At 69.6% G+C, this 13781-nt stretch carries 10 protein-coding genes and 1 pseudogene; 6 read left to right on the top strand and 5 right to left on the bottom strand.

Annotated elements, in window-relative coordinates:
• Positions 1-61: 61 nt before the first annotated feature.
• The 3 genes and pseudogenes from RG19_RS16540 to coaBC all read right to left on the bottom strand — a co-directional run bounded on the left by RG19_RS16540 (position 62) and on the right by coaBC (position 4328).
• Positions 62-2383: a phosphomannomutase/phosphoglucomutase gene (locus RG19_RS16540; RefSeq protein WP_058836232.1), complete on the bottom strand. Its 2322-nt coding sequence runs from the start codon at positions 2381-2383 to the stop codon at positions 62-64.
• A 201-nt stretch (positions 2384-2584) separates the two neighbouring features.
• A complete protein-coding gene (dut, locus tag RG19_RS16535) occupies positions 2585-3073 on the bottom strand; it encodes a dUTP diphosphatase (protein WP_058836231.1) in 489 nt (162 codons plus the stop codon).
• Between the two features lie 47 nt (positions 3074-3120).
• Positions 3121-4328, bottom strand: a pseudogene (gene coaBC / locus RG19_RS16530) (bifunctional phosphopantothenoylcysteine decarboxylase/phosphopantothenate--cysteine ligase CoaBC).
• Between the two features lie 198 nt (positions 4329-4526).
• Between coaBC and radC the strand changes: the two are divergent.
• The 5 genes from radC (at position 4527) to RG19_RS16505 (ending at position 9493) form a co-directional block, all read left to right on the top strand.
• Complete coding sequence (gene radC, locus RG19_RS16525; protein ID WP_058836230.1) at positions 4527-5201, top strand: RadC family protein; 675 nt, start codon at positions 4527-4529, stop codon at positions 5199-5201.
• 150 nt (positions 5202-5351) lie between these two features.
• Positions 5352-7040 carry an arginine--tRNA ligase gene (argS, locus tag RG19_RS16520; protein WP_058836229.1) on the top strand — a complete coding sequence of 563 codons (1689 nt, stop codon included), beginning with the start codon at positions 5352-5354 and terminating at the stop codon, positions 7038-7040.
• A 135-nt stretch (positions 7041-7175) separates the two neighbouring features.
• Complete coding sequence (locus RG19_RS16515; RefSeq protein WP_058836228.1) at positions 7176-7934, top strand: SPOR domain-containing protein; 759 nt, start codon at positions 7176-7178, stop codon at positions 7932-7934.
• A 49-nt stretch (positions 7935-7983) separates the two neighbouring features.
• Positions 7984-8592, top strand: coding sequence for a lysozyme inhibitor LprI family protein (locus tag RG19_RS16510; protein WP_157515313.1), 609 nt, complete (start codon positions 7984-7986; stop codon positions 8590-8592).
• A gap of 148 nt (positions 8593-8740) precedes the next feature.
• Positions 8741-9493, top strand: coding sequence for an SDR family NAD(P)-dependent oxidoreductase (locus tag RG19_RS16505; protein WP_058836226.1), 753 nt, complete (start codon positions 8741-8743; stop codon positions 9491-9493).
• 340 nt (positions 9494-9833) lie between these two features.
• Here the strand turns inward: RG19_RS16505 and speA are convergent, their stop codons facing one another.
• Positions 9834-11723, bottom strand: a complete 1890-nt coding sequence (gene speA / locus RG19_RS16500; protein ID WP_058836225.1) for an arginine decarboxylase — start codon at positions 11721-11723, stop codon at positions 9834-9836.
• A gap of 208 nt (positions 11724-11931) precedes the next feature.
• On the opposite strand from speA, the gene speE reads away from it, so the two are divergent.
• Positions 11932-12780, top strand: coding sequence for a polyamine aminopropyltransferase (gene speE / locus RG19_RS16495; protein WP_058836224.1), 849 nt, complete (start codon positions 11932-11934; stop codon positions 12778-12780).
• A gap of 585 nt (positions 12781-13365) precedes the next feature.
• Here speE and RG19_RS16490 read toward each other — a convergent pair.
• The gene (locus tag RG19_RS16490) at positions 13366-13704 is read right to left on the bottom strand and encodes a P-II family nitrogen regulator (RefSeq protein ID WP_058836223.1); all 339 of its coding nucleotides are present in this window, start codon (positions 13702-13704) and stop codon (positions 13366-13368) included.
• Positions 13705-13781: the final 77 nt, after the last annotated feature.

The raw sequence follows: 13781 nt of genomic DNA, 5'->3' as shown, positions 1-13781 counted from the left end.
AGCGCCGGAACCCCCGGACCGCCGTCGGGGAACCCCGGCGGCGGCCGTCGGCCTCCGCCGGTCAGAACGGCAACGACAACGCCGGATCGACGGCGAGCAACTGCTCGCGGAACGTCGCCTGGATCCGCTTGAGCGCGGCGGCGTCGTCGGCATCGAAGCGCAGCACCAGCACCGGCGTGGTGTTGGACGCGCGCACCAGACCCCAGCCGTCGCCCCAGTCGGCACGCACGCCGTCGATGGTCGACAGACGTGCGCCCTCCAGTTGCGCCGCCGCCTGGAAGCGTTCGATGAACGCATGCGGGTCGCCGCCCGGCGCCTGTGCCTTGATCTCGGGCGTCGACACCCCCGACGGCAGCGCGTGCAGGACGGCCGTCGCGCTGTCCTCGCGGGCGGCGAGGATTTCCAGCAGGCGCGCAGCGGCGTAGATGCCGTCGTCGAAGCCGTACCAGCGCTCGGAGAAGAAGAAGTGACCGCTCATCTCGCCGGCCAGTTCGGCCTCGGTCTCGCGCATTTTCGCCTTGATCAGCGAATGCCCGGTCTTCCACATCAGCGGGCTGCCGCCGTGGCGCAGGATGTGGCCGGGCAGCTTGCCGGTCGATTTGACGTCGAAGATGATCACGGCGCCGGGATTGCGCTCCAGCACGTCCTCGGCGAACAGCATCAGCAGACGGTCCGGGAAAATGTTCTCGCCGTCGCGGGTCACCACGCCCAGACGGTCGCCGTCGCCGTCGAAGGCGATGCCCAGATCGGCGTCCAGCCGCTTGACCATGCTGATCAGGTCTTCGAGGTTGTGCGGCTCGCTCGGGTCCGGATGGTGGTTGGGGAAGGTACCGTCGATTTCGCAGTACAGCGGCACCACCTCGGCGCCGATGGCCTCCAGGACCCGTGGGCCGATCTCGCCGGCCACGCCGTTGCCGGCATCGACCACGATCTTGAGCGGGCGCTCGAGCGAGACGTCGGATGCGATGCGCTCGACGTAATCGGTGGCGATGTCGCGCTCGCTCAGACCGCCGGGCGCATCGGCGCTGTACAGACGGTCCTCGGCGATGCGCGCGTGCAGATCGACGATCGCGTCGCCCGACAGGGTGGTCCCGCCGACGACGATCTTGAATCCGTTGTAGTCGGGCGGATTGTGGCTGCCGGTCAGCGACACGCAGCAGCCGGTACGCAGGTGATAGGCGCCGAAGTACGCCACCGGCGTGGGCACCATGCCGACGTCGATCACGTTGCGGCCGGCCAGGCGCAGGCCCTCGATCAATCCGGCCATGAGCTCCGGGCCGGACAGGCGACCGTCACGGCCGACGACGATGTCGGGCAGGTCCTGCTCGCGCATCAGCGAACCGATGGCCTGGCCGATCAGCCGGGCGACCTGCGCATCCAGCGTCTCGCCGACCACGCCACGGATGTCGTAGGCGCGGAAGATACTGCGGTCGATTGGAACGGGCTGCGGTGTTGGCACGTCTGGAACCTCGCGTTTCCTGGGGGGGGAATCCGGGTCCGTGGGCGGTCGCGCGACCGCTTCGGACAATGTGGGTGCGTCGTCGTCGGCATCGGCCGCCTCGCGTGCGAAGCCCGGCAGCACCCGCCACACCACATACGCCAGCAACAGCAGGCCCAGTGCGGTCACGAAGGCGGGAATGCCCGACAGCCCCAGCGGCGCGGCCGCCGCATGCGGCATGGCGGCCGCCACGCGCAGGCCGGAACCCGGGATCGGCGTGGCCAGACGTTCGGCGGCGCCGGCATGGTCGGTGTTGCCGCGTTCAAACAGGGTGACGCTGCCCTGGCGCAGCGCCAGATACATGCGCGACGGGTCGAGCTCGGTCTCGTCGAATCCTCCGAGCACGCGGGTCAGCGGCAGCCGGACGACCGCCACGGCGTCGGGCACCGCGTCCTCGGCGCCCACCGGTGCGGCGATCGCCAGCTTCTGTGCGCCGTCCTCGCGGATCACCCGGACCGCAGGCCGGCCCTCGCTGATCGCGGCTTCCAGCACGGCGGCGCGGCCGTAGCCGCTGTCGGACAACTGGGCGTAGACGCTTTCGAGTGCCGGTGCATACACCGCGGCCTCCTCCAGGCCGGGCCAGTCGGCGACGAGCATCGCCGCCGCCGCCTCGAAATCCTCGCCGGTCGCAGCATCGCGAAATGCCGGTGCCTCCACCCGCTCGACCAGACGATCCTGCTCGGTGCGCAGGATCCGCGAGACCGACAGCGTCGCCATGTCGCGCGACTGCTCCAGCGATGCACGCCGGTTGCCGTCCTGCACGTGCCGCCAGCCGCCCCACGCGATCCAGAGCGCCGCCGCGACCAGGACGAGCGCGATCCACGGCATCGCCGGGCGCAGTCGTGCCAGTCCCTGTCGCAACCTGTGCGGTCCGGTGTCGCTCATGTGTGTTCTCCCACGGGCGCGGTCATCTGCGCCGACCCGCGACGTCGCCCCCTGGCGTCGCCGGCCGACACGAAGCCCTTCGGTGTTTCGTCGCTTCGCAACCCGAAAGCCTTCGCAACTTGCATGCCATACGCCCTCGCGGGCGCCGCCTACCGTAACCCGTTTGCCCAGGCACCGGATACCGATGCTGCGCAGGAATGATCACCGCGTCCCGGTATGCCCGAAACCACCGCTGCCGCGTGCGCTTGCCTCGAAGTCCTCGACCAACGACAGCTCGGCGCGCACCACCGGCAGCAATACCAGTTGGGCGATGCGATCGCCCGGCTCGATGGTGTAGGTGCGCTGCCCGCGGTTCCAGACGCTGATCAGCAGCGGCCCCTGGTAATCGGCGTCGATCAGCCCGGTCCCGTTGCCCAGCACGATGCCGTGGCGATGGCCCAGGCCGGAACGCGGCAGGATCACCGCGCACAGGCCGGGATCGGCCACGTGGATGGCGAGACCGCTGGGCACCAGTTCGGCGGCACCCGGGGCGAGCGTCAACGGCGCGTCCAGCGCCGCGCGCAGGTCGAGGCCGGCGCTGCCGGTCGTGGCATAGGCGGGCAAGGGCCAGTCGTCGCCGTAACGGGCATCGAGACGTTTGACCTGCAGGACGTGGGAATTGGACACGAGGACTCCGGATGGATCGCGCATCGGCATGCGCCGGCGCGGCGTCTGGGCGGGCTCGCCCGGACAGGGCTTCAGTCGGGGAACACGAGGTCGAGCAGACCGTCGGCGAGCTCGGTCTTCGGCGCCGGACCCAGCGCCTGCTCGCCATCGTGCGCATACACGACCAGCGCGTTCTCGTCGCTCTCGAACCCGCTGCCCGGTTGGCCGACCCGGTTGGCGGCGATCAGGTCCAGCCGCTTGCGCACCAGCTTGCCGCGCGCGTAGTGGGCAATATCGTCGGTCTCGGCCGCGAAGCCGACCAGACGGCGCGGGCGCAGCGCATGCGTGCCGAGTTCGGCGAGGATATCGGGCGTGCGGACCAGTTCCAGCGCGAGGGTCTCGCCGGTCTTCTTCAGCTTGCCCGACAGCGGCGTCCTGGGGCGGTAGTCGGCCACGGCCGCCGCGCCGATGTAGGCGTCCGCGGGCAACTGCGCGAACACCGCGTCGCGCATCTGCTGCGCCGAGCGCACGTCGATGCGCTGCACGCCCTCAGGCGTGGGCAGGTGCACCGGGCCGGCGATCAACATCACCTGCGCGCCGCGGCGCGCCGCGGCGGCGGCCACCGCGAAGCCCATCTTGCCGCTGCTGCGGTTGCCGATGAAACGGACCGGGTCGATGTCCTCGTAGGTGGGGCCGGCGCTGACCACGATGCGCCGCCCGGCGAGCGACACGCTCATGCCGCCGCCAGTGCGCGCACGATCGCCTCCGGTTCGCGCAGGCGGCCTGGACCGGACTCGCCCTCGGCCAGCGGACCATCGTCCGGGCCGATCACCTGCACTCCCCACTCGCGCAGGATCGCCACGTTGGCCTGGGTGGCCGGGTGTCGCCACATCCGGTGGTTCATCGCCGGCGCGATGGCCACCCGTGCCTCGGTGGCGAGCACGAGCGTGGTCACCAGATCGTTGGCGAACCCGTGCGCCAGCCGCGCGATGAGGTCCGCGGTCGCCGGGGCGATGACGACGATCTCCGCCCACGCCGCCAGTTCGAGGTGGCCCATCGCGGCCTCGGCCGCAGCATCCCACAGCGACGTCCGGACCGGATGCCCGGAGACCGCCTGGAAGGTGGCCGTGCCCACGAAATGCTGCGCGTGCTCGGTCATCGCCACCTGCACATCGCCGCCGGCGTCGCGCAGCCGGCGGACCAGCTCGGCAGCCTTGTAGGCGGCGATGCCGCCGCCGACGCAGACGAGAATGCGCCGTCCGTGCAGCAGGCCATCGAGCGGCGATCGCGACTCGGTCATCACGGTGGGAAGCGTCCGACACGAAAACAGGGCGACAGCTTACCCGAAGGCACGTCCCCGACCGGCGGCGATCCGGCGCCGCCTGCGATGGAATGGCGGTGCGCCATTCGCGGACGGCCGGCAGCCGACAGACGGCCCTCCTCGACGTGCTCCCTGTCGGCCGTCCGCGGCGGCGCACCCCCTTTGCCGAGACATCCCATGTTGATCCGCGACTGGCCGTCGACCGAACGCCCCCGTGAAAAGCTCTTCGCCCGCGGTGTGGCGGTGCTGTCCGATGCGGAGCTGCTGGCGATCTTTCTCGGCTCCGGACTGCGCGGCCAGGACGCCGTCGCCACCGCCCGGATGCTGCTCGCCCGGCACGGTCCGTTGCGCAAGCTGCTCGAACGCCCTGCGGGCGAGCTGGTCACGCTGCCGGGCCTGGGTCCGGCACGCGCCGCCCGACTCGCGGCCGCACTGGAATTGTGCGGCCGCTGCCTCGCCGCCGACCTGGAGCGCGGCGAAGCCATGACCGATCCCGGCGCCGCCGGCCGCTACTTCGCCCAGCGCCTGCGCGGGCTGCCGCACGAGGTCTTCGCGGTGCTGTTCCTCGACACCCGCCACCGCGCCCTGGCGTTCGAGGAGCTGTTCCGCGGCACCATCGACGGCGCCGAAGTGCATCCGCGCGAGATCGTACGACGCGCGCTGGCACACAACGCCGCGGCGATGATCGTCGGTCACAACCACCCCAGCGGCAGCACCGAACCCAGTGCAGCCGATCGCGCGGTCACCGCCCAGCTCAAGCAGGCGCTGGCCCTGGTGGACATCCGCCTGCTGGACCATTTCGTCGTCGGCGACGGCGCTCCGGTGTCCCTGGCCGCACGCGGCTGGGTCTGAACGGGCCGTCGCGGCGTGGGTGCCGCACACGGCGCGGCATTGCCGCGCCGGCCCCGACCCGGTGGCTCCGACCTGGCGGATGCGGGCGGCGCAGCGCCCCGGCGCACGGCCGTCTACAATAGCCGGCTCCCTGCGATACCCGGTCCCGCCGTGAAAGCCCAGCTCCGCGCCCTGATCCAGCAGGGCCTCGACGTCCTGATCCAGCAGGGCACCCTGCCCGCCGACCTCGTCGCCCCCGATTTCGTGGTCGAGCGTCCCAAGGACCGCAGTCACGGCGACTTTTCCACCAATGTCGCCATGCTGCTGGCCAAGCCCGCACGCAGCAACCCGCGCCAGCTCGCGCAGGCGCTGATCGACGCGCTGCCGGCCAACGACCTGTTCGCGGCCGTCGAGATCGCCGGCCCCGGCTTCATCAACGTCCGACTGGCGCCCGCGGCCTGGCAGGCGCAGTTGCGCAGCGTCCATGCCGACGGCGACGCCTACGGCCGCAACGCGTCGGGCGACGGCCGTCGCGCGGGCGTCGAGTACGTCTCCGCCAATCCGACCGGGCCGCTGCACGTCGGCCACGGCCGCGCCGCCGTGATCGGGGACTGCATCGCACGCGTGCTCGACGCCAACGGCTGGCACGTGGTGCGCGAGTTCTACTACAACGATGCCGGCGTGCAGATCAACAATCTGGCCGTCTCCACCCAGGCGCGCGCCAGGGGCCATGCGCCGGGCGACGCCGACTGGCCGGCCGACGCCTACAACGGCGACTACATCGCCGACGTCGCGGCCGCCTACCTGCGCGGCGACAGCGTCGAGGTCGACGGCCAGACCGTCGCCGGTACCGGCGACGCGGACGACCTCGACGCCATCCGCCGCTTCGCGGTGGCCTGGCTGCGTCGCGAGCAGAACGCCGACCTGGATGCCTTCGGCGTCGCATTCGACGTGTACTTCCTGGAGTCCTCGCTGTACGCCGACGGCAAGGTCGAGGAGACCGTGCGCGAACTGGTCGCCCACGGCCACACCTACGAGGAGGGCGGCGCGCTGTGGTTGCGCAGCACCGACTTCGGCGACGACAAGGACCGCGTGATGCGCAAGTCCGACGGCACCTACACGTACTTCGTGCCGGACGTGGCCTATCACCTGAGCAAGTGGCAACGCGGCTACGAGCGCGCGATCACTGAACTCGGCGCCGATCACCACGGCTCGCTGGCGCGGGTGAAGGCCGGCCTGCAGGCACTCGATGCCGGCATCCCGCAGGGCTGGCCCGAGTACGTGCTGCACCAGATGGTCACTGTCATGCGCGGCGGCGAGGAAGTGAAGCTCTCCAAGCGCGCCGGCAGCTACCTGACCCTGCGCGACCTGATCGACGAAGCCGGCCGCGATGCGACCCGCTGGTTCCTCATCGCACGCAAGCCCGACTCGCAGTTGGTGTTCGACATCGATTTCGCGCGCAGCCAGTCGCTCGACAACCCGGTGTACTACGTGCAGCTGTCGCACGCGCGCATCTGCGGTCTGCTGCGCCAGCTCGACGAACGCGACCTGGCCTTCGACCTCGACCAGGGCCTCGCGCAGACGCCGGATCTGGACAGTGGCGCGACCCGCGATCTGCTGATCGACCTGTCGCGCTACCCGGAAATCGTCGAGACCGCCGGCGCCACCCTGGAACCGCATCTGATCGCGACCTACCTCGTCGAACTCGCGCAGGCCTTCCAGTCCTATTACAACGACCACCAGTTCCTGGTCGACGACGCCACCCAGCGCAACGCACGCCTGGCCCTGGCCCTGGCCACCCGCCAGGTACTCGCCAACGGCCTCGCCCTGCTCGGCGTGGGTGCGCCCGAGCGCATGTAAGCCCCGCCCGGCGGATGCCGACGCGGCCGCCTGAACCGGCGGCGGGCGTCGTCGTCGCGTTCGGCATACACTAGTTTTCGGGCGTTTTTCGATCCGGCCGCATTGGTGGCCGTCACAGACAGAGGTAGCACAGCAGTGGCAGCGCGACGCGGCAAATCCCAGGCACGACGCAACGGCGGCAGTTCCGGCGGCCTGCCCGGCTGGGCCTGGATGATCATCGGCATCGTGCTGACCATCGTCGTGGTGATGCTGGCCCCGCGCCTGCTGAAATCCGACGGCGAGGACGGCTTCTATCGACCGCGCGCCAATCCGGATGCGTTGCCCGCGCCGGCCATCGGCAGCGACGACGATGCCGCACCGCCCGCCGCCGCACGTCCCGCGGATGCCCCGGCCGCACCGGCGCCCGACGCACCGCTGCCCGACACCGCACCGGACTACGATTTCTACACCCTGCTGCCGGGGCAGGAAGTCCCGATGACAGACGCTGAACTTGCCGCCAGCGCCCGTGCCGAAGAGGCTCGCCAACGCGAGGCTGCGCGCCGGCAGGAAGATGCTGCCGAACTGGCGGCTCCGGACGCCCCCGCCACGGCGACCGCTCCACCGCAGACCGCCACACCCGCACCGGGCACCGCCACGCCCGCGCCGGGCACGCAGGACGCCAACGCCCGCTATCTGCTGCAGGCCGGCTCGTTCAGCGCATCGGGCGATGCCGAAGCGCTCAAGGCACGGATCGCGCTGCTCGGCCTGAGCGCGCGAGTGGAATCGGGCACCGCCGACGGACGCACGGTGTACCGCGTGCGGATGGGCCCCTACGGCAGCGCCACCGAGCTGGCCGAGGCCAAGGGCCGGCTCGAAGGCGGCGGTCTTCCGGCCTTGGCGATCCGCGTGCAGTAAGTCGCCCGACCCGCCCCATCGACCCGTCCCCCACGACATGGATGTGCGCATGAAGCCCCTCGCCCTCGTTGCCGCCCTCGCGTTTCCTCTGATCGCCGGCCTGCCGGCGGCTGCGGCCGAACTGGACTGCGATGCCGCCGACGGCTGGGCGCAACGTACGATTTGCCGCACGCCGGGCCTGCAGGCGCTGGAAACCGAACTGCAGGCGCTGATCCCCGACCTGGCCCTGCGCAGCGACGACCCGGACGCGCTCGCCGGCGAGCAGGCGCAATGGGCGCGCGAGCGACGCGACACCTGCATCAGCGTGCGCTGCCTGGACACCAGCTACAGCAGCCGGCTCGACGAGATCCGCCGCCGTATCGCCAGTGGCCGGCCGCCGCTGGTGATGCCGGGAACCTACCGGCAGCCGGCACAGGCCGACGCGCCGGTGCTGGATGTGCAACGGCAGGGCCAGGGCCGCTACGACCTGCAGATCACCGCCGCCGCACTGGATGCGCCGCTCGAAGGCGGCTTCGAGGAGCGCGTCGGCAGTGCCCGCTTCGAACACGACGCGTGCAGCTTCGATCTGCGCTTCGCCCCCGACCTCATGTCGGTGGCCAACGCCGCGGGCACCTGCCCCGAGGGTCTGACCGGCGATTACCTGCGCGTCGACGACTGACGGCGGCGCCTGCCCGGGCCCGGGGCTCAACCCCCCGCAGGCCATGACCTTGCCGTGCCGCACGGCGGCGCCGCGGCGCCTGCACGATCGGCGGCACCACACGCAGGGCCCGCACCCGCGTTGACGACCCGGTCGCTACAATCGAGGCATGACCCGCACCCTTCTCATCACCGGCGCCACCGCCGGATTCGGCCGCGCCACGGTGGAACGTTTCGCCAGCGCCGGATGGCGCGTGGTCGCTTGCGGTCGCCGAGCCGACCGCCTGCAGGCACTGGTCGACGCCTACGGCCCTGAGCGCCTGCATCCGGCGGCCTTCGACATCCGCGATGCGGACGCCATGGATGCGGCGCTGGATGCACTGCCGGAGGGATTCCGCGACATCGACGTGCTGGTCAACAATGCGGGGCTCGCACTCGGCACCGCGCCCGCACAGCGTGCCGACCTGATGCAGTGGCGGCAGATGATCGACACCAACATCACCGCGCTGGCGACGTTGACCCATCGGCTGCTGCCGACGCTGATCGCACGCCGCGGCGCGATCCTCAACGTGAGTTCGATCGCCGCCAACTGGCCGTATCCGGGCGGCAACGTCTACGGCGGCACCAAGGCCTTCGTCACCCAGTTCTCGCTCGGCTTGCGCTCCGACCTGCACGGCACGGGCGTGCGGGTGACCTCGATCGAGCCGGGCATGGCGGAAACCGAATTCACCCTGGTGCGCACCGGCGGCGACCAGGCGGCCTCCGACGCGCTATACGCAGGTGCGCACCCGATCACCCCGGCCGACATCGCCGAGACACTGTGGTGGGTGGCCAACCTGCCGCCGCACCTCAACGTCAACCGGCTCGAAGTGATGCCGGTCAGCCAGTCGCTGGCGGGATTCCAGATCCACCGCGAGGCCTGATCCACCGCGAGGCTCGATCCCTCGTCGTGGCCTCTGCCGTGCCCGCCTGTGCGCATGGTCCTCGCGACGTCCAGCGCACGGCCACCGGCCTACGACCCAGACCGACCGCACACCGCTGCGAGAACGCGCCACGTCCGACCGGGTGCCACCCCAGCCGGTCGCAGCTTCAGAAGACAGCGACCACGCGGCTCGCGTTCGCACGCGCCAGGCACGTTCCTAGGGACCACGACACCCTCGACACGCGAAAGCGGCCACCACGGGCGATCTTCATCGGTCCGTGTCGAAGATCGCGCGCGAACGCGACCGCAGGTGGCCGGCAAGCCGCGCGCGCACCGCGCACTCACGCCAGCGGCGTGTCGTCCAGGTAGGTGTAGCCGGTGAGCCCCGCTTCCAGCGCGTCCTTGAGCCGCTGCGCTTCGTCCCCGGCCAGCGACGCCGCATCGACCAACGCGGTGTAGCGCGCGCGCAGATCGTCGAGCCGGTAGCCGACATAATCGAGCATCACGTCGGTGGTGTCGCCGCGACGCTGCTGCGACACCGCGATGCCGTCGCCCTCGATCTTCACTTCCACCGCGTCGGTATCACCGAACAGGTTGTGGATGTCGCCGAGGATCTCCTGGTAGGCGCCGACCATGAAGAAGCCGAGCCGGTACTGCTCGCCCGGCCGCAACGGATGCAGCGGCAACGAAGTATCGAGATCCTCGTTCTCCACGTAGGTGTCGATCTTGCCGTCCGAATCGCAGGTGAGGTCGGCGATCACGCCACGGCGCTCGGGTCGTTCGTCGAGCCGCTCGATCGGCACGATCGGGAACACCTGGTCGATCGCCCAGACGTCGGGCATCGATTCGAACACGCTGAAGTTGACGAAGTACTTGTCGACCAGACGTTCGTTGAGCTCGTCGAGCAACGGCCGGTGGCTCTTCTCGTCGTAGGTCAGGCGCTGGCGCACCGCATGCGCCAGCGCGTAGAACAGATCGTCGATGCGAGCGCGATGCACCAGATCCAGTTGGCCGAGCGCGTACAGCGCCAGACCTTCCGCATGCTGGTGCTGCGCCTCGTGGAAAAGTTCCACCGCCGGGCGCGAGCTCAGCTCGCCGTGGAGTTCGCGCAGGTTGGCGACCACGGCCGGCTCGTCGTCGTGCGCGTCGGGCACGCGGCCTTCCGGCGCGCGCTCCACCTCGGACACGTTGGCCACCAGCACCGCGTGGTGCGCGGTCATCGCGCGGCCGCACTCGGTGACGATGCGCGGCGCGGTCAGGCCGTGTTCGGCACAGGCCTGCGCCAGCGGCTGCACGATCGACCCGGCGTATTGGCGCACGCCGTAGTTGACCGAGTTGTAGCTGCGCGAGCGCGTGCCTTCGTAATCCACGCCGAGGCCGCCGCCGACGTCGACATGGGTGATCGTGGCGCCGAGCTTGCTCAACTCGACGAAGTAGCGGGTGGCCTCGCGCATGCCGTTGGCGATGTCGCGCACGTTGGAGATCTGCGAGCCCATGTGGAAGTGCAGCAGTTGCAGGCAGTCGGCCATGCCGGCATCGCGCAGCGTCTTCCACAGGTCCAGCAGCTGACGCGGGTTGAGACCGAACTTCGCCTTGTCGCCGCCGCTGTTCTGCCACTTGCCCGCGCCCAGCGAGGCCAACCGCATGCGCACACCGAGCCCCGGCTTGACCCCGAGCGCGGCGGCCTCCTCCATCACCAGCGCGAACTCGGACGGCTTTTCCACCACGATGAAGGTCTGCAGGCCGAGCTTGCGGCCGATCAGCGCCAGGCGGATGTACTCGCGGTCCTTGTAGCCGTTGCAGACCACCAGTCCGCCCGGGCGCGACAGCGCCAGCACCGCCATCAGCTCGGGCTTGCTGCCCGCTTCGAGGCCGAAGCCGTCGCCATGATGGGACGCCAGCGTGCCGGCCACGCCGCGGTGCTGGTTGACCTTGATCGGATAGACCGCCGTGTAGCCGCCGGCGTACTCCCACTCGGTCTGCGCCTGCGCGAACGCGGTCTGCAGCTTGCCCAGCCGATCGCCGAGAATATCCGGGAAACGCACCAGCAACGGCAGCTGCGCACCGTTCGCACGGGCGGTGTCGACCGCCTCGGCCAAGGCGATCGACGGCCCCTGCGCGCCGCGCGGCGACACCACGATCCGGCCCGCCGCGTCGACGTCGAAGTACCCTTCGCTCCAGTGCGGGATCGAATAGGTCTTGCGGGCGAGGTCGGTGGACCAGGCGGTCATCGGCAGGCGTCCAGGCAGGCGGGAAAGGACGCATAGTCTAGGACCTGGCGCCCCAACCTGCGGTGACACCGTGCGGGATCGACGATCGCCGCGGGGTGCCCGGCGTCCCGGCGCACGCGGCCGGGACGCCGTCCGGGCCCGCCCGTCCCCGAACCGCCACGGGGCCTCGGCTACAATGCGCGCCCCCGCTCATCCCGGAAGCTTCCGCATGTCCGCCCCGACCTGGCTCCACGAGAACTTCGACCACACCGGTTCCTCGATCGGTTTCCGCATCGTGCGCAAGCTCGACGAGGTGCAGTCGCCGTTCCAGAAGATCGAGATCTACGAGACCAGCGACTGGGGCAACCTGATGTTGATCGACGGCGCGGTCATGCTGACCACCCGCGACAATTTCCTCTACCACGAGATGATGTCGCACCCGGCGCTGTTCACCCACGCCGCGCCGAAGCGCGTGGTGATCATCGGCGGCGGCGACTGCGGCACCTTGCGCGAGGTGCTCAAGCACCCGGGCGTCGAGCAGGCCGTGCAGTGCGACATCGACGAGCAGGTCACGCGGATGGCGGAGAAGCACTTCCCGGAGTTGTGCGCCTCCAACGACGACCCGCGCGCCGAACTGCTGTTCGACGACGGCATCGCCTACATGAAGAACGCCGAGGCCGGCAGCCTGGATATCGTGATCGTCGACTCGACCGATCCGGTCGGCCCGGCCGAAGGCCTGTTCAACCGCGCGTTCTACGAGTCCTGTTTCCGCGCGCTGAAGGACGACGGCATCCTCGTCCAGCAGTCCGAGTCGCCGCTGGCGCTGCTGGACCTGATTCGCGAAATGCGCGGCGAGATGGGCAAGGCCGGCTTCACCGCCTTCCAGACCCTGCCGTTCCCGCAGCCGTGCTACCCGACCGGCTGGTGGTCGTGCACGCTGGCACGCAAGTCGGGCGGCTTCGACTTCCGCGAGCAGGACGCCCGCGGCAAGGGCTTCGACACGGCGTACTACACCGCAGATACCCATCGCGGCGCCCAGGCACTGCCGCCGTTCGTGGCGGCGGCGCTGGGCTGCTGACTGATACCGATCCCGGCAGCGTCTACACCTGCAACTACCACCCTTCCATGCGACTGGTCGGGTCACCCTGGCATGGGCCGTCGCACGCCGTCGATCGGACCGAGCGCGCGTCAGCCGTCGCTTCTCGCTCCGCGCGGCGTTCAGCCACTGTCTTGCAGTTCATCTGAGATACGCGGCTACCTGTGGGCCGAATCCTCTCACAGACCATACGGCTGTCCTCGGATTGGTTCAAGATCGCGCCGATTGACTCCAACCGGTTGAACAACTCCATCCGAGCGGTTGCGCTCAATTCTTGCGTGGAGCTGTACTCGCCGTCCAAGAGACGCGCTACGGCATCCTGATGAGCGATCACAGAACGCCGCTCCGATTCGTTTATATCCTTGTAACGACCCTGCCGTGTCTCAAGATCGGTCCGAATCTGAGCCTGCTGCTGCTGGATCTGTGCGACATCGGTGCTGACTACAATCTGTTGGGCTCGCCCGGCCTGATTAGCGCCAGCTGCACCGGATACAGCGACTATCAATGCAAAGAAGCTTGCTCGAATGAGCATAATTTCTCTCTCCTTGAGGAACTATCGACATCCTGTTATAGCGCATCTCCATCCAGCTCGCCCGTACGGATGCGGATCGCGCGATCGAGGTCGTAGATGAAGACCTTGCCGTCGCCGATCTTGCCGGTGTTGGCGGTCTTGAGGATGGCATCGACCACGGCCTCGGCCTGGTCGTCGGGCACCGCGATCTCCAGTTTCAGCTTCGGCAGGAAGTCGACCACATACTCCGCGCCCCGATACAGCTCCGTGTGACCTTTCTGGCGCCCAAAGCCCTTCACCTCGGTCACCGTGACCCCGGTCACGCCGACTTCGCCCAGCGCCTCGCGGACATCGTCGAGCTTGAATGGCTTGATGATCGCCATGACCATCTTCATCACACCGCCTCCATCGGAACTGCGGGCAGCATAGCGCACCGCGGCAATCCCGCCGTTCTACAATCCGCGCGCCAACG

Origin of the sequence: Luteimonas abyssi, from assembly GCF_001482195.1 — a bacterium.
Lineage (GTDB): Bacteria > Pseudomonadota > Gammaproteobacteria > Xanthomonadales > Xanthomonadaceae > Luteimonas > Luteimonas abyssi.
This window is presented reverse-complemented; position numbering and strand designations above follow the sequence as displayed.

What these genes read in the sequence shown, in the direction of transcription:
- RG19_RS16540 (WP_058836232.1), bottom strand. Translation starts at nt 2,383, where the DNA reads ATGAGCGACACCGGACCGCACAGGTTGCGACAGGGACTGGCACGACTG.
- dut (WP_058836231.1), bottom strand. Translation starts at nt 3,073, where the DNA reads ATGCGCGATCCATCCGGAGTCCTCGTGTCCAATTCCCACGTCCTGCAG.
- radC (WP_058836230.1), top strand. Translation starts at nt 4,527, where the DNA reads ATGTTGATCCGCGACTGGCCGTCGACCGAACGCCCCCGTGAAAAGCTC.
- RG19_RS16510 (WP_157515313.1), top strand. Translation starts at nt 7,984, where the DNA reads ATGAAGCCCCTCGCCCTCGTTGCCGCCCTCGCGTTTCCTCTGATCGCC.
- RG19_RS16505 (WP_058836226.1), top strand. Translation starts at nt 8,741, where the DNA reads ATGACCCGCACCCTTCTCATCACCGGCGCCACCGCCGGATTCGGCCGC.
- speA (WP_058836225.1), bottom strand. Translation starts at nt 11,723, where the DNA reads ATGACCGCCTGGTCCACCGACCTCGCCCGCAAGACCTATTCGATCCCG.
- speE (WP_058836224.1), top strand. Translation starts at nt 11,932, where the DNA reads ATGTCCGCCCCGACCTGGCTCCACGAGAACTTCGACCACACCGGTTCC.
- RG19_RS16490 (WP_058836223.1), bottom strand. Translation starts at nt 13,704, where the DNA reads ATGAAGATGGTCATGGCGATCATCAAGCCATTCAAGCTCGACGATGTC.